A 19367-nucleotide genomic window follows, 5' to 3' on the forward strand; every position below is an offset into this window, starting at 1 on the left:
GGCCCGGCCGGGAACGCGCGGGCTCACGCCTCGGCGGCGACGAGGTACTCCCGCCCCCCGAGCCGGAGCAGGAAGCGGCCCGGCGCGCGCGGGTCCTCCTCGAGCGCCAGCCCCAGGTCGACCTGCGCGGTGCGCGTGAACCGGGCGCGGTGGCCGCCCTTCACCTGGCAGTGGAGGACCCCGGCGGCGTCGACGGAGAGGGTCGCCGGGTCGAGCGGCTCGACGGTGCCATCGGAGAGGTGCAGCCGCGCCGCGCCACCCTCGAGCGCCACGCCGCGGACCGCGTACGGCGCGTCCTCGATCCGGACGTAGCCGCTCTCGCGCCCCACCTGCACCAGGTACCGGCCGTCGGGCCGGCGCCTGAGGGAGCGCCACAGCACCTCGAGCGTCCGGGCGTGGGTGATGGGCTCGCCGCGGTGGCAGAGCCGCCCGTCGAGGTCGATGGAGAGGCCGCTCTGCTCCCGGAGGAGCTCCAGCGCCGCCTCGTCGTGCGCCGCCATGCCCGCATCCTAACCGCCCCGGCACCGGCGGGCCGTTGCGGGCGCGGGTGCGGGGCGGATAGAAGGGGCGGGTGACGAGCGCGCGCACGGAGCCGGTGGTCCGCATCCGCTGTCCCTCCCCGGAGGACGCCGCCCGCTGCCGGCGCGTCCTCGAGGCCGCCGGGCTCGCGCCGGAGGAGTCGCTCACCTGGCTCCTCGTGCGCGACGCCGACCCGGACGCGGTGAACGCGCTCCTGGTGGCGGGGGGCGCGCACGGGCGGACCACCGTCCGCGAGGACATCGGGAAGCTCGTGGGGTGGCTCCTCGATCGCCAAGGCGCGCTCGCGGGCCGTTCGCGCAACGTGAAGAGCCTGGTCGAGCGCACGCTCTCGAACGCCGGGCTCGCGGAGCGCTACGCGCCCCTCGCCGACGACGCGCTCCTCGCCTCGGCCGAGGCGCTCTACCGGACGCTCCTGGCGGAGGGCGCGCCGCGCGTGAGCTGGGACCGCTTCCTCGAGCTGTTCTGCGCGCCGCGCTGAGCGCGAAGGGAGGGCCCATGGGCGACGAGCCCACCCGGCGCGAGGGCCTGCTGCTCTCCGGGGTGGCCGGGGCGGTGGACGGCCTCGGCTACCTGCTCCTCGGCGTCTTCACCGCGCACATCACCGGGAACACGGTCCACCTCGGCGCCGCGCTGGGTCGGGCCCAGCTCGCCGCCGCGGCCCACCCCGCCTTCGCCATCGCCGCCTTCGTGGCCGGGGTCGCCGCCGGGGCGGTCGCGCGCGACGCCTGCGAGCGCCGCGGCCTGCCGGCGCGGCCGGTGGTGTTCGCGCTCTGCGGCGCGCTGCTGGCGGCGCTCCTGGGCGCCTGGACCGGCCTGGGCGGGGCGGAGGGGGCGCGCTTCTACGCGCTGGCCGCGCCGGCGGCGCTCGCCATGGGGTGCCAGAACGCGGTCATGCCCAAGGTCGGCGGGCGGCGCGTCCGCACGTACATCACCGGCACCATGACCGAGCTCGCCGAGGCGCTCGTCGCGGCGGCCCGGCGGAGGGGCGGCGAGCGCGCCGCCGCGCTCGCGCGCGCGTCCGAGCTGCTCGGGGTGTGGTTGGCCTACCTCGCGGGTGCCGTCGCCAGCGGCGCCGCGGCCGCGCGCTGGGGGGCCGCCGGCGTCCTCCTCCCGCTGGCCGGGCTCGGGAGCGCGGTCCTGGCCGAGCTCCGGCGCTGGCGCGCCGCGGGGCCTCGCGCGCCGGAGGGATGAGCCGGCGCCGCGCCGCGTCCCGGGCGCCCGGGATCAGCTGACCCCGCCCGCGAAGGCGAGCGCGCCCCAGGTGTTCACCGCCACCCCGAACAGCCCGAGCGCCCAGAACGCGCGCCCCATGGGCCGGCCTCCCACCGCGAGCAGCAGGAACAGGTAGGGCGTGTAGTCGAGGCTGAAGCGGTACCCGAACTGCACGTACCCGGTGTTCTGGTAGAGGAGGCCCGGCAGCGCGGCCGCCGCGGCCGCGAACGCCAGCGCCGGCGTCAGGCGCGCCCGCGCGCGCGGCCACAAGAGGAGGAACAGCGGGGTGGTGAGGAGGAGCGACATGCCGTCGGGGTGGTAGCCGAGCCGCCCGCCCTCCAGCCGCGGCAGCCGCGTGAACGCCGCGTGGAGCTGCTTCGGCAGGTAGTGCAGCGAGAAGAGGCCCCAGCGCCGGATGTCCGCGTTGACGCGGTTGTTCCAGAGGTGGGCGTGTCCGAAGTCGAGCGGCGAGCCGAACCGCTCCCAGTTGGCCCAGGCGGCGAAGAGGAGGAGCGGCGCGGCGCCGGCCGCGAACAGCGCCGCCTTCCGCCAGCGGGCGGGGTCGCGCCAGGTGGCGCCGCGCCGGAGCGCCTGGCCGAGGGGCCCGCCGCCGGCCAGCACCTCCGCGGCGAAGAAGGCGACCGTGAAGACGAGCGGCGTGCGCGTGATCGCGCCGAAGCTCCAGGCGATCCCCGCCAGGAGCGGGTGCGCGGCGCGGTGCGCGGCGAGCAGGTACAGGTAGGTGGCGGTGACGCCCAGCACCTCGGCCGTGAACCACACCTCGCCGCGGATGGAGCAGGAGAAGGCGACCGTGCCGAAGGCGAACAGGAGCGCCAGCGCGGCGTCCTCCCGCCGGGTGCGCGCACTGTCCCCCGCCCGGCGCAGCCGCTCCAGCACGAGGAAGAAGAGCGGGACGTTCAGCGCCGCGAACAGGAGCGTGAAGGTGACGTCGTCGAGCGCCACCCCCCACAGCGCGACCAGCGGCAGCATGAGGAGCGCCGGCCCGGGCGGGAAGGAGACGTACCAGCGGCCGCGCTCCCGAGCCCAGTCGTTCAGGTCCGGCGGCGCGAGGCGGAGCTGCAGCTGCCCGTGCAGCCAGGCGTCGGCCTGGTACATGAAGTGCGGCGCGTGCGACGGCCGGTGGTGGCCGAGCGAGAAGAGCCCCAGGACGAGCAGGCTGCCCGCGAAGAGTCCCAGCTCGAGCCGGTGCGCGCGCAGGAACGCCATCGCCGCTGGTTGAAGCACGCCGCGCGCGAGGTGTCGAGCGGCGCCGGGAGAGGTGGGCCACACCTGCGGAGCTCCGGGCGGATGCGAGCGGTCCCTCGCGCCCGGCCTCTTCCCGCTGCGCGCTCGTGATTGGCCACAAGTTCTCCCTCGGCGCGCCCCCCAGCCGAGAGGTGCGTGGCCGTCCTGCGGTCGTCGCCTCGACGAGGCAGGGCACCGTCCGGCGAGCGCCGCCGGCCAGGCGCCGCCCCCACGTCCGCGGCGCCGTCCGCAAGATCGGCTCACGATCCGGTACCGCGCGGTCGCTGCGTCAGCGTCGAGCCGGCGTTGTGCGCAGCTTCGCCGCACGCCCCTAAAGTGCTTCCGCTGGCGGAGTTGATGGAGCACTCCGGTCCGCGTTCCTTCCGGAACTGATCCATGTGCTCCCTCCCGAAGACGTGCTCCGCGTGCAGGGAATTGGCTCGAGCGTGGCGCGGCACGCAGGCCGCGGCGCCTGAAGCTGCGGCGGGCACGCCTGCGCCACGGTCGAGTCGAGACCTCGGTTCGATGCGGACGCGGACATGGGCTCTCCCGAGGTCGCCCCGGGCCGATCCGCCGGGGTCCCCCCCGGGCTGTAGGGCGGGGGCTCGTCCCCCGCCGCGGTCCGTACTCCAGGTGCGGGTTCTCTCTCCCCCGCGGGGGAGAGGGCAGGGAGAGGGGGCCGCTCCGGTGGTCAGCTCTTCAAGGAGAGGAGGCCGTACCCTCGCGTCACCTCTTCATGCGCTTCGCGAACTCCTCGGCGCCGTTCCGCATCTCCTCGGGCGAGAGGTCCTTCACGTGCGTGGCGAAGTGCCAGCCGTAGCCGTACGGGTCGAGCACCATCGACACCCGGTCGCCCCAGAACATGTCCTCCGGGGGCATGACGGCCTTGGCGCCGGCGTCCACCGCGCGGCGGAAGGCGGCGTCGCAGTCGGGCACGTAGAGCCACAGGCTCGCCGGCGAGGGGTGCGCGGCCGACGGCGCGCGGAAGGGGCCGCCCGGCATCTCGTCGCCCGCGAAGATCATCGAGTCGCCCACGCGGAGCTCCGCGTGCCAGACGCTCTTCCCGTCCGGCGACGGCATGCGCATGACCTCCTCGGCGCCGAGCGCGCGCTTGTAGAAGTCGAGCGCCGCCGCGCAGCCCTGGATGGTCAAGCTCGGGGTGACGGTGTGCATGCCCTGCGGGACGGGGTTCGGGTTCGCCATGAGGTGACCTCCGGCGAGCACCGTTAGCGCGGCGCCCGGCGCGGATCGAAGCCCGGGTGGGCGTCAACGTCCGCTCACGGCCGCGCGGAGGCGCGGCGCCTCACCGGTCGCGCAGCAGCAGCCGGAGCTGGTTCAGCACGTCGTAGGCGCTCGTCTTGCGGACGCGGTCGCGATCGCCCGGGAAGCGCCGCGCCCAGGTCTGGGTGCCGGTCGGGCCGGCGATGGCCAGGTGGACGGTGCCGACCGGCTTCTCGGGCGTGCCGCCGCCCGGCCCGGCGATGCCGGTGAGGGCGGCCGCCCAGGTGGTGCCGGCCCGGTCGCGCGCCCCCTCGGCCATGGCCCGCGCCACCGGCTCGGAGACGGCGCCGTGCGCGGCGAGCAGGTCGGCGCCGACGCCCAGGAGCGCCGTCTTCGCCGCGTTGGCGTACGTCACCACGCCCAGCGGGAAGACGTCGGACGCGCCGGGGACGCTCGTCACCAGCTCGGCCACGAGGCCGCCGGTGCAGCTCTCCGCGAGCGCCAGCGTCTCGCCCCGGGCCGCCAGGCGCGCCACCACCACCGGCGCCAGGTCGTCCTTGCCCTCGGCGAAGATGGCGTCGCCGAAGATCCGGCGCACCTCGCCCAGGATGCGCTCGGCGTGCGCCTCGGCGTCCGGCCCGGGCACGCTCCACTTCACGTGGATCTCGGGCCAGTGAGCGCGGTAGCCGAAGCGGACGCCGCGGTGCTCGGGGGCGTCCATCACCGGCCGCATCGCCTGGTCGGCGTGCGACTCGGGGACGCCGATGAGCTTCACCAGGCGCGCCGCCGGCACCGCGCCCGCCCTCGCCGCCAGGCGGGGCAGCACCGCCTCGTCGCACAGGCCGCGGTACTCGACCGGCACGCCGGGCAGGCAGAAGAGCTCCGCGCGTCCGAGCGCGACCCGGAAGCCCGGCGCGGTCCCGAGCTGGTTGGGCAGGATGGTGGCGCCGCGCGGGAAGCGCGCCTGCTTGGCGTTGTTGGGCGTCATGGTGCGCCCGAGCTTCTCGAAGCGGGCGCGGATCGCCGCCAGCGAGGCCTCGTCCAGCTCGAGCGGCACGCCCATCGCCGCCGCCACGCACTCCGCGGTGAGGTCGTCCTCGGTGGGCCCGAGCCCGCCGCTCATCACGACCACCTCGGCGCGGGCCGTCGTCTCCGCCAGGGCGGCGGCGAGGTCCTGGCGGTCGTCGCCGACGAGCGTCTTGCGCCGGACCATCACGCCGAGGTCCCACAGCCGGTCCATGAGCCAGGCGCTGTTCGTGTCGACGATCTGCCCGGTGAGGAGCTCGTCCCCGGTGGAGAGGATCTCGACGTGGAGGCTCACCGCGCGAGCTCCGCGCAGTAGAAGGCCCCGCCGCCGCATCCGAACGCCGCCTGCAGGACCAGGCGCGCGGCGAGCAGGACCGCGAGGGCCCACACCCCCGCGAAGACGTCGTCCATCACCACCCCGAAGCCGTTCTTCACCTGCCGGTCGAAGTAGCGCGCCGGCCACGGCTTCACCACGTCGAAGATCCGGAACAGGACGAAGCCCGCCAGCGCCCACTGCCAGGACCGCGGGAAGAGCGCCAGGGTGACGAGGTAGCCCACCACCTCGTCGATCACGATGGGCGAGGCGTCGACCACCTTCCAGTAACGCCCGGCGATGGCCGCCGCGTACGAGGCGAGCGCGGTGAGCGCGACGGTGGTGAGGAGGTAGAGCCCGAGCGGCAGGCCGCGCAGCGCCCAGAACAGCGGGATGGCGCCGAGCGTGCCGGCCGTGCCGGGGGCGAGCGGGACGTAGCCGCAGGGGCCCCAGGCGGCGAGCAGCACCCACGGGCCAGGCGGGCCGTCGGGGGTTCCCTTCTTCAGCTGAGGCCGCGGCGGCGCTGCGGGGGTGGGGGCGAGGTCGGGCAAGGTTCTCAAATGTACTCGTCGCCCTCGTCCTTCGCCTCCACGTCGTCGTCGTCCGGCTCGAGCGCCGGATCGGCCTCGAGCTGCGCCCGCACCGCTGGCGGCAGCGCCGCCACGGCCGGCTCGGGCCGGCCGCGCGAGATGATCCACTCGGCGAGGCCCATGACGATGTACGCGCCCATGTAGACGACCATCACGAAGGAGGCGCGGGTGGCGATGCCGACCGCGAGCCCGCCCGCGCACATGAGCGCGAAGACGGCCAGGCTCTTGCGCGAGAGGTGGACGTCCTTGAACGTGCGGTACCGGACGGTCGACACCATGAGGAACGACAGCAGCCCGACCACCCCGGCGATGAAGACGCGGGTGGCGGTGTCGCCGATGGAGCCGTAGGCGCGGTAGTGGGCGATGACGATCGAGACGAGGGTGCCCGCGGCGAGCGGGATGGGGAGCCCGACGAAGAACCGCGAGCTCCCCTTCTCGCCGCGGTGGGCGAGGACGTTGAAGCGGGCGAGCCGCAGGGCGCCGCAGGTGGCGAAGGCGAACGAGAGGAAGAAGCCGGCGAAGCCGAGCGGCGCGAGCGCCCACTTGTAGACGAGGAGGGCCGGGGCCGCGCCGAACGAGACCACGTCGGCCAGGCTGTCGAGCTCGACGCCGAACTCGGACTGGGTCTTCGTCATCCGCGCCACGCGCCCGTCGAAGGCGTCGAAGAAGATGGCGAAGAAGATGGCGAGGGCGGCCTGGTTGAGCTGCGCCGGAGAGGCCTCTCCGGCGCACAGCGTCATCGCGTAGAAGCCGAGGAAGATCGAGCTGCACGTGAACAGATTCGGCAGCACGAACATGGCTTTGCGCAAGTTGATCTGCATGTCGTGACCATCCCAGGTCGTCGCGAGCGGAGGCTGTCATGCGCGCCCCGCTTTGTCGAGGGGCATCGGCCCCGGCGCGAGCTGGGTGACCATGTCCTACATGGGCGCCGGGCGCGCCGCCCGGGAGAGCGATCACAGACCGCCGGCGCTGCCGCTCATCCGCGCGCCGAGCAGGGCCAGCGGGTCCTCCGCCCGGCCGCCCCGCCACACCTCGAAGTGGAGGTGCGGGCCGGTCGCGCGGCCGGTCGCCCCCACGAGCCCGATGGGCTGCCCTGCGTCCAGCCGGTCGCCCGCCCCGCACAGCAGGCGCGAGAGGTGGCCGTAGCGGCTCGTCAGCTCGCCGTCGTGGCGGACCTCGACCGCGAGCCCGTACCCCGGCGTGAAGCCGGCCCGGACGACGAAGCCGCGCGCCGCCGAGGACACCACCCGGCCGGTGGCCGAGGCGAGGTCGATGCCCCAGTGCATGCGCCGGATGTGGTCGATCGGGTGCAGCCGCGGGCCGAAGCCGGAGGAGAGGCCCGCGTCGGCGATGGGCCAGCGCAGCACCGGCGGGCGCGTCACCGCGAAGAGCGACTGCCCGAGCGCGCGCGCCGCCTCGGCGCGCTGGCCAAGCCGCGCGAGCTGCGCGCGCAGGTGCGCCGAGAGCTCGGGCGAGGGCGCGCCGAAGCGGCGCCGGTCGAAGTCGAGCTCGGCCTCGAGCGCCACCCGCGCCCGCACCAGCTCGGCGAGCGGGGTCTGCGGCATGGGCCGGGCGAGGTACCGCTCGACCTCGAGCGCCAGGTCGTCCCAGGCGGCGGCGACCGCGGGCGGGAAGGCCGCGGCCCGCGGCAGCTCCGACCGGCGGGCGCGCGCGTCCGCCGCGAAGCGCAGCAGCGCCGCGTCGATGGGAGGGCCCGCCGGCGGCTCGGCCGCGGTCCGCTCCGGCGCCGGGTTCGCGACCGGCGGCAGCGGCGGCTCGTCCGGATCCACCGCCAGGAGCTGCTCGTCGCTGAACCCTGGGCCCGCGGCCGTCAGGGACGGCGCCGCTGCCAGCGTCGCGGTCGGACCCGCCGTCGCGGTGGCGGTCGAGCTCGCGGTCGCGGCGAAACTCGCGGTCGCGGTCGCGGTCGAGGTCGAGGTCGAGGTCGAGGTCGGGTTCGCGATCGCCTGGCCGGTCGCGATCAGGCTCGCGCCGCGGATCGCTTTCAGCCGCGCGGTCGGCCCGTAGGGCTCGCCTCCTTCGGTCGCGTCCCAGGCCAGCTTCGCCGGCGCGGTCGCGCAGGCCGCGAGCAGCAGGAGCGTGGGGAGGGCGCGGCGCATCCGACCGCTCGAAGCCTAGCACGCAGCGTCGACCGATCTCCGCGGCCCCCCTGCCCGTGGGACGCGCCGCCGTGGGTCACGCTCCGACAGCGGCGGCGATCCTGCGCGCGGCCTCCTCGATGTCGGAGGCGCCGACGTCGAGGTGCGTGACGAACCGCAGCAGGTCGGGCCGGGAGCCCTCCGGGTTGCACAGCACGCCCGCCTCGCGGAGCCGCGGCGCGAGCTCGGCCGCGCGCCGCCCGTCGAAGGCCACGAAGAGGAGGTTCGTCTCGACCGGGAACTGGAGCCGTGCGCCCGGCAGCTGCGACAGCAGCGCCCCGAGCCGGGCGGCGTTCGCGTGGTCCTCGGCGAGCCGCGCGACGTGGTGGTCGAGCGCGTACAGCCCCGCCGCGGCGAGGATGCCGGCCTGCCGCATGCCGCCGCCGAGCCGCTTGCGCAGCCGCCGCGCCTCCTGGACGAGGTCGCGCGGGCCGGCCAGCACCGAGCCGACCGGCGCGCCCAGCCCCTTCGACAGGCAGAGCGAGGCCAGGGTGGCGGGCGCGGCGTAGTCGCGGGCGGGCGTGCCGCTCGCCACCACCGCGTTCATGAGCCGCGCGCCGTCCATGTAGAGCGCGAGCCCGCGCCGCGCCGCGACCTCGCCCACCGCCCGCACCGCCTGGAGCGGCCACACCTTGCCCCCGCCGCGGTTGTGGGTGTTCTCGATGGCGACCGCCCGCGTGCGCGGGTAGTGCGGGTCGTCCGGCCGGATGGCGGCCTCGACCGCGGCCGGGTCGAGCACGCCGCGCTCGCCGGCGAGCGTGCGCGCCTGGATGCCCCACAGCGCCGAGAGGGCGCCGCCCTCGAACGCGAAGCAGTGCGCGCCCGCCTCGCAGATGACCTCGTCGCCGCCGCGCGCCAGCACGCCCAGCGCCACCTGGTTCGCCATGGTGCCGCTCGCGACGAGGAGGGCGGCCTCCTTGCCGAAGAGCTCCGCCACCCGCTCCTCCAGCCGGCGGACGGTGGGGTCCTCGCCGTAGACGTCGTCGCCCACCTCGGCGCGGGCCATGGCCTCGCGCATGCCGGGGGTGGGGCGGGTGACGGTGTCGGAGCGCAGGTCGATCGGGCGCATGGCGCCTCCAGGGCGAGAGCGGACGGGCCGCGGATGCTAGCATGCGCCCCGCGATGACGAGGCGAGCGGCGCGGCGGCCGCCCGAGCGCGAGCGCGCGCGGGCGGGCGAGGTGGTGGACCGGCTGGAGCGGGCCATGCCCGAGGCGCGCATCGCGCTCGAGTTCCAGGACGACCTCCAGCTCCTCGTCTCGGTCATCCTGTCGGCGCAGAGCACCGACGCCCGCGTGAACCTCGTCTCGCCGGCGCTCTTCGCGCGCTTCCCGGACGCCGCCGCCTACGCGCGGGTCGAGCCCGAGGCGCTGTGGCCCTTCATCCGCACGCTGGGCCTCTTTCGCGCCAAGGCGAAGGCGATCGTCGGCGCGATGCGCGCCCTCCAGGCTTCGCACGGCGGGCGCGTGCCGCGCGACCGCGCCGCGCTGGAGGCGCTGCCGGGCGTCGGCCGCAAGACGGCGGGGGTGGTGCTCGTGCACCTCGGCGCCGGCGAGGCGTTCCCGGTCGACACCCACGTCGGCCGGGTGGCGCGGCGGCTCGGCTTCACGCGGGAGCGGGACCCGGGGAAGGTGGAGGACCGGCTGACGCTGCTCCTCCCGCGCGAGCGCTGGGGGCGCGCCCACCAGCTCTTCGTCTGGCACGGCCGCCGCACCTGCAGGGCGCGGAGCCCCGCGTGCGAGCGCTGCGTGCTCGCGGATCTGTGCCCGAAGGTGGGGGTCGCTACAGCGCGCTCTCGTGGCGCGAGGCCGAGCGGATCTGGTCGGCCTGCTCGGCGGCGCGCTCCTGCTTGAGCTTCTTCATGCGCCGGCGGATGAGCTCGCGCTTGAGGCTCGACAGGTGGTCGACGAAGAGCGTCCCCTCGAGGTGGTCGTGCTCGTGCTGCACGGCGATGGCGAGCAGCCCCTCGCACTCGAGCTCGTAGGGCTTGCCGGCGTAGTCGAGCGCCCGCACCCACACCTTGGCGGCCCGCTCCACCTCCTCGGCCTCGCCGGGGATGGAGAGGCAGCCCTCGTTGTAGGTGGTGACCCCCTCCGTCTTCACGATCTGGGGGTTCACGAGGTGGATGAGCTTCTGCCCCTCCTGCCGGGGCGAGGCGTCGATGACGATGCAGCGCTTCCCGACCGCGATCTGGGGCGCGGCCAGGCCGACGCCGTCGGCGGCGTACATGGTCTCGGCCATGTCGTCGAGGAGGCGGCGGATGGTGTCGTCCACGCCGTCCACCGGCTTCGCGACCTGCTTCAGGACGGGATCGGGCCAGATGATGATTTCGCGAATCATGGAGTGATTCTGTCTAACAAAATCGGCGGGCCTTCGCCACACGCGGAGGCTGGGCGACAGCCCTCCTGCGGCTCCGGCCGCTACCGCCCCAGCGCGCGCCGGTAGGCCTCGCGCAGCGGGTCGTCCGCGAGCACGTCGCGCGCCTCGGCCAGGACGCGCCGGATCTCCTCCACCTTGTCGAGCAGGATGGCGTCGGAGGGGGGGACGCGCTCGGGCGCCAGCTCCTCGAGCAGCCGGCCGGCCGCCTGCAGCACGTCCTCCCGGCTGCAGTCCGGCGGCAGCCCGACGAGGTCGAAGTAGTCCGCCTGCTCCGCCTGGCGGAGCATCTCCTCCACCCACCCGCGGTCGAGCGGCCGGCGGCGCGGCGGCGCGGCGGGCGGTGGAGAGGAGGGAGCGGGTGCCGCCGGGGTGGCCGCCGCGACGAGCGACCGCTGCTCCTGCTTCCACCACAGCTCGCGCTCGGCCTGCCGCAGCTCCACCGCCTCGGCGCTGGCCGAGCTCGAGGTGTCGAAGGCGGGGGGGCGATTCGCGGTCGGGGCAGGGCTCGGGGCCGCGGTCCTGGTCGCGGTCGCGGTCGGGCTCCCGCTCCCGCTCGTCGAGGGCGGTTCCCTCGTCCCAGCGGCCGAAGGGGACGGGGCCGGCGCGCGGGGCCGCCGCGGGCTCGCCGCGAGCGCGCTCGCGACCTCCACCGCGGCCCTCGCGTCGAGCGGCCGCGGCAGCGCCGCCGCCGGCGTCCCCCGCGCCGCCATCGCGCGCAGGACCGCCGCCCCCTCGCCGCCGTCGCACTCGGGCGCGACGAGCGCCGCGTCCGCCGCGCCGCCGGCCACGGCGGCCAGCGCGTCGCTCGCGTTGGTCGCGAGCACCGTCTGGTGCCCCGCGCCGGCCAGCGCGCGCTTCACGGCCGCGATCTCGGCGAGGTCGTCGTCGACGAGCAGGATCCGCGGCACGGCGCCGATTGTGCCACACGCGCCGCGCCGCCGGATGAGCGCGCCGCACCTACAGCATCGAGTAAGGATCGACGTCGAACCGCACCGCCGCGCCGCCCGGTGGCCGGCGGCCGAGCGGCGCCAGCAGCGCGTGCACGCGCCGCAGCGGCTCGGCCGTCGCCGCCCGGAACAGGAGGTGCCAGCGGCTCTTCCCGCGCAGCCGCTCCAGCGCCGCCGGCGCGGGCCCGAGCAGCGAGACCCCGCCCGCCCCGTGGAGCGCCGGCCGCGCCGCCTCCGCCAGCGCGGCGGCGCAGGCGCGCGCCCCCTCCTCGCTGCCCTCCACCCGCACCGCCAGGAGCCGGGAGAAGGGCGGCCACCCCAGCGCGCGCCGCGCCGAGAGCTCCCCCTCGGCGAAGCGGGCGTAGTCGTGCCCGCGCGCGCAGTCGATGGCGGGCGAGGCGGCGCTCCAGGTCTGGACCAGGACCCGCCCCGGCTCGGCGCCCCGGCCGGCGCGCCCCGCCACCTGGGTGAGGAGCTGGAACGTCCGCTCGGCGGCGCGGAAGTCGGGGAGCGCCAGGGCGGTGTCGGCGAGCACCACGCCGACCAGCGTGACCCCGGGGAAGTCATGCCCCTTCGTCACCATCTGCGTGCCGACGAGCACGTCCAGCTCGCGGTTGGCGAAGCGCGCCAGCACCGCCGCCACGTCGTCGGCCGAGCCCACCGCGTCGCGGTCGAGCCGCCCCACCCGCGCCGCGGGCAGGAGCTCGCGCACGGCCGCCTCGACCTGCTCGGTGCCGACCCCGATGCCCCGGCGCGGGCCGCCGCAGGCGGGGCACACCGGCGTCACCTTCTCCTGTGCGCCGCAGTAGTGGCAGAGGAGGAGCCCGCGCCGCCGGTGGTAGGTGAGCGAGACCGAGCAGTGCGGGCAGCGCTCCTCCCGCCCGCAGTCCTCGCACACCACCAGCGTCTGGAACCCGCGCCGGTTGAGGAAGAGGATGGCCTGCTGCGAGGCCGCGAGCGTCGCCTGCAGCGCCTCCGCCAGCGGCGCGGAGAGGAGCCCCGCCGGCCGCCCGCCGCGGCGCAGCTTCGTGAGGTCCACGATCTCGACCGCCGGCAGCGGGCGGTCGTCGATGCGGCGCGGCAGCTCGAGCAGCCGGTACCGGCCGCGCCGCGCGTTCTCCAGCGACTCGAGCGACGGGGTGGCCGAGCCGAGCAGGCACACCGCCCCGGCCTGCTTGGCGCGCACCACGGCCAGGTCGCGCGCCTGGTAGGCGGGGCCGTCCTCCTGCTTGAAGGACGGATCGTGCTCCTCGTCCACCACCACGACGGCGAGGTCCTGCACCGGCGCGAAGACGGCGCTCCGGACGCCGACGCAGACGCGCGCCTCGCCCTGGCGCAGCCGCAGCCACTCGGCGTGCCGCTCGCCGTCGGAGAGCCCGCTGTGGAGGAGGGCCACCGCCTCCCCGAAGCGGGCGCGGAAGCGGCCCGCCAGCTGCGGGGTGAGGGCGATCTCCGGCACCAGCACCAGCGCCCCGCGCCCGGCCTCGAGTGCGCGGGCGATGGCGCGCAGGTACACCTCGGTCTTGCCCGAGCCGGTGACGCCGTGGAGCAGGAAGGGGGCGAAGGCGCGCGCGTCGAGCGCGGCCGCGACGGCCTCGAGCGCGGCGGCCTGGTCGGCGGTGAGCGGCGGCGGGGCCACCTGGCTGGCGAGGAGCGCGCCGTCCGGCACGACGGCCTCGCTCTCGATCACCGCCAGGCCCTTGTCCCGGAGGGCGGCGAGCGGGGTCCGGCCGGCGGGGAAGGCGGCGCGCAGCTCCTCCACCGGGATGCGGCCGCGCGCCAGGAGGTAGTCGAGCACCGCGTGCTGGGCGCGCGCGCGGCGGGCGAGCCCGGGGAGCGCCTCGGCCGCGCCGGCGGCGGGTGAGGCGAACTCGACGGCGCGGCGACGCGGGGCGGCGGCGCCGGCCCGTGCGTTGAGGCCCGGGGGGAGCGCCGCCCGGTAGAGCTCGCCCGGCGGGCACAGGTAGTACCCCTCCGCCCAGCGCACCAGCGCGAGGAGGTCGGGCGTGAAGAGCGGAAAGGCGTCCAGCACCGCCGCGACCGCGCGCAGCGCGACGCCGGGGGGCGCCGCCTCGGCGAAGCCGAGCACGTAGCCGGTGGCGCGCGGGCTCTTCCCGAACGGCACCGCCACGCGGGCGCCCGGCGCCACCTGCGCCTCGAGCTCCGGGGGTACGCTGTACGTGAAGGTGCCGCGCACCGCGGCCGCCACCGCCACCTGGACCAGCATCGGGGCGAGTCTACCAGCGTCCGCCGCCGGGCCCGCTCCTCACGTACCCGCCCGCGGTCGGCCGAGCCGCGCGGCCCCCGCGCCGAGGGTCCGCAGCAGCCCGGCGAACGCGGCGCACCAGGCCGCGAGCGCGATCCAGGCGAAGGCGCGGGCGACCGGCAGCAGGAACGGCAAGCCCATCGCCTGGGCGAGGCGCTGGGTGCAGACCGAGTACATGCCGAGCGGGAAGACGGCGCCCCAGTAGAGCGGGTCGTAGGCGAGCGGGTAGCGCCGGTAGACGTGCCGCCAGGCGCCCAGGACGAGCAGCATCGGGATCCACCAGGTGGCGGTGGCCCAGCAGAGCAGGGTGGTCCCCCGCACGAACGGGAGCAGCGCGTGGACGAGCGGCTGCCGCGCCTCGCCGAGGAGCAGGGTCGCGCCGGCCAGGGTGGAGATGGCCATGGCGCCCATGTTGATCCAGTAGGGCGGCATGAGGTCCGACGGCTGGAGCGTGAAGAACGTGTAGCGGTAGAAGATGAGGGAGATGATCCACACGTAGAGCATCCCGCCCGCCAACCACACCGTCACCGACGCGAAGGACATCGCCTCCGCCCGCCCGCCGAGGGCGGGCAGGAGCAGCGCGCCGAGGTTCGCCACCGCCTGGGTGGCGACGACCGCCAAGAGCCACCCGCCGTGGATGCCCTCGGCGAGGGTGGGCTTGCGCTCCTTGACGGTGAGCGCCGTGAACACGGCGTAGGTGAGCCCGAGCCACAGGACGGCGGCCAGCCACCACAGCGCCAGCGCCAGGCTGCGCCGGCCGGCGAGGACGACGAGGTCGGCCCCCAGCACGCCCGTCGCGGCGACGGTGGTGAAGAACCCGACCGCGCGGCCGTGGTGGGCGAGATCGAGGAGGACGGCGCGCGGGTAGAGGGCGATCCGCGCCAGGGTGAGGAGCGCCAGGGCGAGGTACGCGGCGGCGGCGACGGCGCCGAGCGCGAGCGCGAGCGGCCGCGCGCCCTGCAGGTGCAACGCGATGGCGACGATGCCGGTCGCCATCACCAGGGCGAAGTACGAGGGGTGGAGGCCCTCGACGGCCCGGCGCAGCGTGGTGGGGGCTGCCTCGGGCATGGGCGGAGGTCGCTCCGGGAGAGCGCTGGGGGGAGGCGGGCTCACGCGCGTCCGGACCTGCGGGTCCTCCCGAGCGTAGACCGGGCCGCCCGCCTTCGAAAGCGGCCCAGCGGGGCGTGCGCCGGGGCGATGGCATTCACGATTAGTGCCTACGCTACAAGTGGGTCGCTTGCCGCCCGCCCGAAACGGCTAGCATGGCCGAGCGGACCCACCGCGCACCGTCCGTCGAGCGCGGCGCCGCGAAGGAGGCCCTTCATGCTCGGGAGCGCCGGGCGAACCCTCACCGCCTGCGCCGCGCTGCTCGCCGCGGCGCCGGCCCTGGCGGTCGAGCCTCCTGCCGGAGATCCCGGGCCGGGCCGGCGGCTCTTCATCGGCGCCCAGCGCCTCGCGGCGGGGGGGCCACCCTGCGGCGCCTGTCACGCCATCGGCGGCCAGGGCGCCGCGTTCGCCGCCGCGCTCGGCCCGGAGCTGACGCGCAGCTTCGACGGCATGCCGCGGGAGGCCGTGGACGGGCTCCTGCAGGACCTGCCCTTCCCGACCATGGCGCCGCTCTACGCCGGGCGGGCGCTGACCGAGGGGGAGCGCCGGCAGCTCGCGGTGTTCCTGCTCGACGCGGCCGGAAAGCCCGCGCCCGGCGGTGGGCCCCTCGCGGCGTGGGCGGCCCTCCTGACGGCGCTCGCTCTCCTCGGGCTCGGCCTGGCGCGCCGCCGGGGCGGCTCGATCCACTCGCAGCTGCTCGCCGGAGCGCGCCGCCGGCACGGAGGCGCGCCATGAGCTGGATCCAGGACCTCGTCAGCCCGCGCGAGCGCGCGTGGGAGGACCTGTACCGGAACCGCCACCAGCACGACAAGGTGGTGCGGAGCACGCACGGCGTGAACTGCACCGGCGGCTGCTCCTGGAACATCCACGTGAAGAACGGGGTGGTCGCCCTCGAGACGCAGGCGCTCGACTACCCGCGCATCTCCTGCGACGTGCCGGGCTACGAGCCGCGCGGCTGCCAGCGCGGCATCTCCGCCTCCTGGTACCTCTACAGCCCCCTGCGCGTGAAGCACCCGTACCTGCGCGGCGCGCTCATGGACCTCTGGCGCGCGGCGCGGGCCGAGCACGCCGATCCGGTCGCCGCCTGGGCCTCCATCGTGGACGACCCGGCGTCCCGGCGGCGCTACCAGGAGGCGCGCGGAAAGGGCGGGCTGCGGCGCACCACCTGGGAGGAGGCGCTCGAGCTGGTGGCGGCCTCCACGGTCCACACGCTGAAGCGGCACGGCCCCGACCGCATCATCGGCTTCTCGCCCATCCCGGCCATGTCGATGCTCTCCTTCGCGGCCGGGTCGCGCTTCCTGCAGCTCCTCGGGGGCGTGAACCTCTCCTTCTACGACTGGTACTGCGACCTGCCCAACGCCTCGCCCGAGGTGTGGGGGGAGCAGACGGACGTCGCCGAGAGCGCCGACTGGTATCACTCCAAGTACATCGTCTCCATGGGCTCCAACGTCTCCATGACGCGGACGCCCGACGTGCACTTCGTGGCCGAGGCGCGCCACGACGGCGCCAAGTTCGTGGTGCTCTCGCCCGACTTCAGCACCTCGGCCAAGTACGCCGACTGGTGGGTGCCGCTCCACGCCGGCCAGGACGGCGCCTTCTGGCTGGCGGTGGACCACGTCATCCTGAAGGAGTTCCACGCCGACCGGCAGGTCCCGTTCTTCGCCGACTACGTCGGCCGGTACAGCGACGCGCCGTTCCTGGTGGAGCTCGAGCGGGAGGGCGAGGCGTGGGTGCCGGGCCGGATGCTCCCGGCGAGCCAGCTCGCGCGCTACGCCGGCGAGGAGCACGGCGACTTCAAGTTCCTCCTCTGGGACGAGGCCTCGGACGCGCCGCGGATGCCGCAGGGGACGCTCGGCTTCCGCTGGCAGCACGCCAAGGGGCGCTGGAACCTGGAGCTGAAGGACGGCTCCGACGGCGCCGCGCTCGCCCCGCGCCTCTCCTTCCTGGGCGCCCACGACGCGCGCTACCGGGTCGCCTTCGCCGAGCACGCCGAGGGCAAGGTCGCGCACCGCGAGGTCCCGGTCCGCCACGTCGAGACGGCGCGCGGGCGGGTGGCGGTCGCCACCGTCTACGACCTCCTCTTCGCCCGGCACGGCGTCTCGCGCGGGCTCGGCGGCGAGTACGCGAAGGACTACGACGACGCCGAGGCGGCCTACACCCCGGCCTGGCAGGAGCGCTACACCGGGGTCGACCGGAAGGACGTCATCAAGTTCGCCCGCGAGTGGGCCACCACCGCCGAGCGCACGAACGGAAAGTGCAGCGTCATCATCGGCGCCGGCGTGAACCAGTGGTACCACGCCGACCTCGCCTACCGCGCCGCCATCACCGGGCTCGTGCTGTGCGGCTGCGTGGGGCGGAACGGCGGCGGGCTCAACCACTACGTGGGCCAGGAGAAGCTCGCGCCGGTGGCGCCCTGGGCGGCGCTGGCGTTCGGGCTCGACTGGGCGAAGCCCGCCCGGCTCCAGAACGCGCCCAGCTTCCACTACGTCCACAGCGACCAGTGGCGCTACGAGGGCGCCGCCGACCTCTCGCACCTGAACCAGGTGCGCGCGCCGGGCGGGTTCACCGCCGGCCACACCCTCGACCACCAGGTGCGTGCGGTGCGTCAGGGCTGGCTGCCCTTCTTCCCGCAGCTCGACCGGAGCCCGTTCGAGGTGGTGCGGCAGGCGGAGGCCGCGGGGGCGAGGACCGACCAGGAGATCGCCGACTGGGTGGTGCGCCAGCTCCGCGAGAAGAAGCTCCGCTTCGCGGTGGAGGACCCGGACGCGCCCTCGAGCTGGCCGCGGGTGTGGTTCATCTGGCGCGGCAACGCGCTCCTCGCGAGCGCCAAGGGGCACGAGTACTTCCTGCGGCACTACCTCGGCACCCACGACGCCATCGCCGCCGGCGAGGCCGCGCGCGGCGAGGTGAAGGAGGCGGTCTGGCGCGAGGAGGCGCCGCGCGGGAAGCTCGACCTGATCGTCGACCTCAACTTCCGGATGGACACCTCGGCGCTCTACTCCGACGTCGTCCTGCCGGCGGCCACCTGGTACGAGAAGGACGACCTCAACACCACCGACATGCACTCCTACATCCACCCGCTGCAGGCGGCCGTGCCGCCCTGCTGGGAGGCGCGGAGCGACTGGGACATCTTCAAGGCGGTGGCGGAGAAGGTGAGCGAGCTCGCGCGCGTGCACCTGCCCCGGCCGGTGCGCGACCTCGTCCTGTCGCCCCTGCAGCACGACACGCCGGCCGAGCTGGCGCAGCGCGAGCTCCGCGACTGGGCGAAGGGCGAGTGCGAGCCGGTCCCGGGCAAGACCATGCCGGGCCTGGCGGTGGTGGAGCGCGACTACCCGAACCTCCACCGCCGCTTCATCTCGCTCGGACCGGTGGTTCGCAAGGCGGGCCTGTCCGCGCACGGCCTCACCTGGCCGGTCGCCGACCTCTACGACGAGCTCGTCCGCGACCGGCCCACCGTGGAGTGGGGCGGCGAGCGGTACCCCTCGCTGGAGAAGGCGGCGCAGGCGGCGGACGCGATCCTGCACCTCGCCCCGGAGACCAACGGCGAGTCGGCCTGGCGTGCCTTCAAGGCCGAGGAGGAGAAGGTGGGCCTGCCGCTGGCGGACCTGGCCGAGAAGACGCGCGGCGTGCGCCTCACCTTCGCCGACCTGGCGCGCCAGCCGCGCCGGCTCCTCGACAGCCCGTGCTGGACCGGCCTCACCGGCGGCGGCCGCACCTACTCCGCCTACTGCCTCAACGTCGAGCGGCTCGTCCCCTGGCGCACGCTGACCGGCCGGCAGCACTTCTACCTGGACCACCCCGGCTTCCTCGCCTTCGACGAGGCGCTGCCCACCTACAAGGCCAAGCCCGAGCTGGCGGTGCTGCGCGACCTCGACGCGACGGCGGACCGGCGCCCGTCCGTCACGCTGAACTACCTCACCCCGCACGGGAAGTGGGGCATCCACTCCACTTACGGCGACAACCTGCGGATGCTCACGCTCTCGCGCGGCATCCACCCGCTGTGGATGAACGACGAGGACGCGGCGGGCATCGGCGTCGCCGACAACGACTGGGTGGAGGCGGTGAACGACAACGGCGCGGTGGTGACGCGGGCGGTGGTGAGCGCGCGCATCCCGCGCGGCCTGTGCCTGCTCTACCACTCGCCGGAGCGCACCGTCGGCGTGCCCCGGGCGCCCTCCCGCGGGAACCGCCGGGGCGGCGGCCACAACAGCCTCACCCGCGTGCGCCTCAAGCCCACCCTCATGCTGGGCGGCTACGGCCAGTTCACCTACGCGGTCAACTACTGGGGCCCGACGGGCAACAACCGCGACACCTTCGTCCGGGTCACGAAGCTCGAGGGCGCGCCCCGCTGGTAGGGGCCGGCC

At 75.6% G+C, this 19367-nt stretch carries 17 protein-coding genes; 5 read left to right on the forward strand and 12 right to left on the reverse strand.

Going from position 1 to position 19367, the window contains the following annotated elements; all coding sequences use genetic code 11:
* Positions 1-23 precede the first annotated feature (23 nt).
* Positions 24-500: a DUF1285 domain-containing protein gene (locus HWY08_RS08505; protein WP_176064413.1), complete on the reverse strand. Its 477-nt coding sequence runs from the start codon at positions 498-500 to the stop codon at positions 24-26.
* Positions 501-571: 71 nt separating this feature from the next.
* On the opposite strand from HWY08_RS08505, the gene HWY08_RS08510 reads away from it, so the two are divergent.
* Together HWY08_RS08510 and HWY08_RS08515 are read left to right on the forward strand one after the other, a co-directional pair.
* Positions 572-1018 carry a hypothetical protein gene (locus tag HWY08_RS08510; protein WP_176064414.1) on the forward strand — a complete coding sequence of 149 codons (447 nt, stop codon included), beginning with the start codon at positions 572-574 and terminating at the stop codon, positions 1016-1018.
* Positions 1019-1035: 17 nt separating this feature from the next.
* Complete coding sequence (locus HWY08_RS08515) at positions 1036-1731, forward strand: DUF1275 family protein (protein WP_176064415.1); 696 nt, start codon at positions 1036-1038, stop codon at positions 1729-1731.
* Positions 1732-1764: 33 nt separating this feature from the next.
* Here the strand turns inward: HWY08_RS08515 and HWY08_RS08520 are convergent, their stop codons facing one another.
* The 7 genes from HWY08_RS08520 to ltaE form a co-directional block, all read right to left on the reverse strand.
* A complete protein-coding gene (locus tag HWY08_RS08520) occupies positions 1765-2979 on the reverse strand; it encodes a hypothetical protein (RefSeq protein ID WP_176064416.1) in 1215 nt (404 codons plus the stop codon).
* A 744-nt stretch (positions 2980-3723) separates the two neighbouring features.
* A complete protein-coding gene (locus HWY08_RS08525) occupies positions 3724-4200 on the reverse strand; it encodes a VOC family protein (protein WP_176064417.1) in 477 nt (158 codons plus the stop codon).
* Between the two features lie 100 nt (positions 4201-4300).
* Positions 4301-5539, reverse strand: a complete 1239-nt coding sequence (locus HWY08_RS08530) for a competence/damage-inducible protein A (protein ID WP_235969522.1) — start codon at positions 5537-5539, stop codon at positions 4301-4303.
* Entirely contained in the window at positions 5536-6108 is a 573-nt protein-coding gene (locus HWY08_RS08535) for a phosphatidylglycerophosphatase A family protein (RefSeq protein WP_235969523.1), read from the reverse strand. Before HWY08_RS08535 ends, HWY08_RS08530 begins: the two co-directional genes overlap by 4 nt.
* 5 nt (positions 6109-6113) lie before the next feature.
* Positions 6114-6968, reverse strand: coding sequence for a CDP-diacylglycerol--serine O-phosphatidyltransferase (gene pssA, locus HWY08_RS08540; protein WP_176064420.1), 855 nt, complete (start codon positions 6966-6968; stop codon positions 6114-6116).
* A 132-nt stretch (positions 6969-7100) separates the two neighbouring features.
* A complete protein-coding gene (locus tag HWY08_RS08545) occupies positions 7101-8267 on the reverse strand; it encodes a M23 family metallopeptidase (protein ID WP_176064421.1) in 1167 nt (388 codons plus the stop codon).
* A 76-nt stretch (positions 8268-8343) separates the two neighbouring features.
* Positions 8344-9375, reverse strand: a complete 1032-nt coding sequence (ltaE, locus tag HWY08_RS08550; protein WP_176064422.1) for a low-specificity L-threonine aldolase — start codon at positions 9373-9375, stop codon at positions 8344-8346.
* Between the two features lie 53 nt (positions 9376-9428).
* Between ltaE and HWY08_RS08555 the strand changes: the two genes are divergently transcribed.
* Positions 9429-10157, forward strand: coding sequence for an endonuclease III domain-containing protein (locus tag HWY08_RS08555; RefSeq protein ID WP_176064423.1), 729 nt, complete (start codon positions 9429-9431; stop codon positions 10155-10157).
* Here HWY08_RS08555 and def read toward each other — a convergent pair.
* The 4 genes from def to HWY08_RS08575 all read right to left on the reverse strand — a co-directional run bounded on the left by def (position 10087) and on the right by HWY08_RS08575 (position 14964).
* The gene (gene def / locus HWY08_RS08560; RefSeq protein ID WP_176064424.1) at positions 10087-10644 is read right to left on the reverse strand and encodes a peptide deformylase; all 558 of its coding nucleotides are present in this window, start codon (positions 10642-10644) and stop codon (positions 10087-10089) included. The two genes, HWY08_RS08555 and def, sit on opposite strands and share 71 nt — an antisense overlap.
* 80 nt (positions 10645-10724) lie before the next feature.
* Positions 10725-11591 (reverse strand): hypothetical protein, encoded by an 867-nt coding sequence (locus HWY08_RS08565; protein WP_176064425.1) that lies wholly within the window; start codon positions 11589-11591, stop codon positions 10725-10727.
* A 49-nt stretch (positions 11592-11640) separates the two neighbouring features.
* Positions 11641-13857 carry a replication restart helicase PriA gene (gene priA / locus HWY08_RS08570; RefSeq protein ID WP_176064426.1) on the reverse strand — a complete coding sequence of 739 codons (2217 nt, stop codon included), beginning with the start codon at positions 13855-13857 and terminating at the stop codon, positions 11641-11643.
* Positions 13858-13896: 39 nt separating this feature from the next.
* The gene (locus HWY08_RS08575; protein ID WP_176064427.1) at positions 13897-14964 is read right to left on the reverse strand and encodes a tellurite resistance/C4-dicarboxylate transporter family protein; all 1068 of its coding nucleotides are present in this window, start codon (positions 14962-14964) and stop codon (positions 13897-13899) included.
* Positions 14965-15219: 255 nt separating this feature from the next.
* Here HWY08_RS08575 and HWY08_RS08580 point away from each other — a divergent pair, with 255 nt between their 5' ends.
* Together HWY08_RS08580 and HWY08_RS08585 are read left to right on the forward strand one after the other, a co-directional pair.
* Positions 15220-15738, forward strand: a complete 519-nt coding sequence (locus HWY08_RS08580) for a hypothetical protein (RefSeq protein ID WP_176064428.1) — start codon at positions 15220-15222, stop codon at positions 15736-15738.
* A complete protein-coding gene (locus HWY08_RS08585) occupies positions 15735-19358 on the forward strand; it encodes a nitrate reductase subunit alpha (RefSeq protein WP_176064429.1) in 3624 nt (1207 codons plus the stop codon). Before HWY08_RS08580 ends, HWY08_RS08585 begins: the two co-directional genes overlap by 4 nt.
* Positions 19359-19367 lie beyond the last annotated feature (9 nt).

Source organism: Anaeromyxobacter diazotrophicus, assembly GCF_013340205.1.
Taxonomy (GTDB): domain Bacteria; phylum Myxococcota; class Myxococcia; order Myxococcales; family Anaeromyxobacteraceae; genus Anaeromyxobacter_A; species Anaeromyxobacter_A diazotrophicus.

Bases quoted from the DNA above. Each gene is read 5' to 3' on its own strand.
- priA (WP_176064426.1), bottom strand. From the start codon at position 13,857: ATGCTGGTCCAGGTGGCGGTGGCGGCCGCGGTGCGCGGCACCTTCACG.
- HWY08_RS08515 (WP_176064415.1), top strand. From the start codon at position 1,036: ATGGGCGACGAGCCCACCCGGCGCGAGGGCCTGCTGCTCTCCGGGGTG.
- pssA (WP_176064420.1), bottom strand. From the start codon at position 6,968: ATGCAGATCAACTTGCGCAAAGCCATGTTCGTGCTGCCGAATCTGTTC.
- HWY08_RS08585 (WP_176064429.1), top strand. From the start codon at position 15,735: ATGAGCTGGATCCAGGACCTCGTCAGCCCGCGCGAGCGCGCGTGGGAG.
- HWY08_RS08580 (WP_176064428.1), top strand. From the start codon at position 15,220: ATGCTCGGGAGCGCCGGGCGAACCCTCACCGCCTGCGCCGCGCTGCTC.
- HWY08_RS08505 (WP_176064413.1), bottom strand. From the start codon at position 500: ATGGCGGCGCACGACGAGGCGGCGCTGGAGCTCCTCCGGGAGCAGAGC.
- HWY08_RS08545 (WP_176064421.1), bottom strand. From the start codon at position 8,267: ATGCGCCGCGCCCTCCCCACGCTCCTGCTGCTCGCGGCCTGCGCGACC.
- HWY08_RS08525 (WP_176064417.1), bottom strand. From the start codon at position 4,200: ATGGCGAACCCGAACCCCGTCCCGCAGGGCATGCACACCGTCACCCCG.
- HWY08_RS08575 (WP_176064427.1), bottom strand. From the start codon at position 14,964: ATGCCCGAGGCAGCCCCCACCACGCTGCGCCGGGCCGTCGAGGGCCTC.
- ltaE (WP_176064422.1), bottom strand. From the start codon at position 9,375: ATGCGCCCGATCGACCTGCGCTCCGACACCGTCACCCGCCCCACCCCC.
- HWY08_RS08520 (WP_176064416.1), bottom strand. From the start codon at position 2,979: ATGGCGTTCCTGCGCGCGCACCGGCTCGAGCTGGGACTCTTCGCGGGC.
- HWY08_RS08555 (WP_176064423.1), top strand. From the start codon at position 9,429: ATGACGAGGCGAGCGGCGCGGCGGCCGCCCGAGCGCGAGCGCGCGCGG.
- def (WP_176064424.1), bottom strand. From the start codon at position 10,644: ATGATTCGCGAAATCATCATCTGGCCCGATCCCGTCCTGAAGCAGGTC.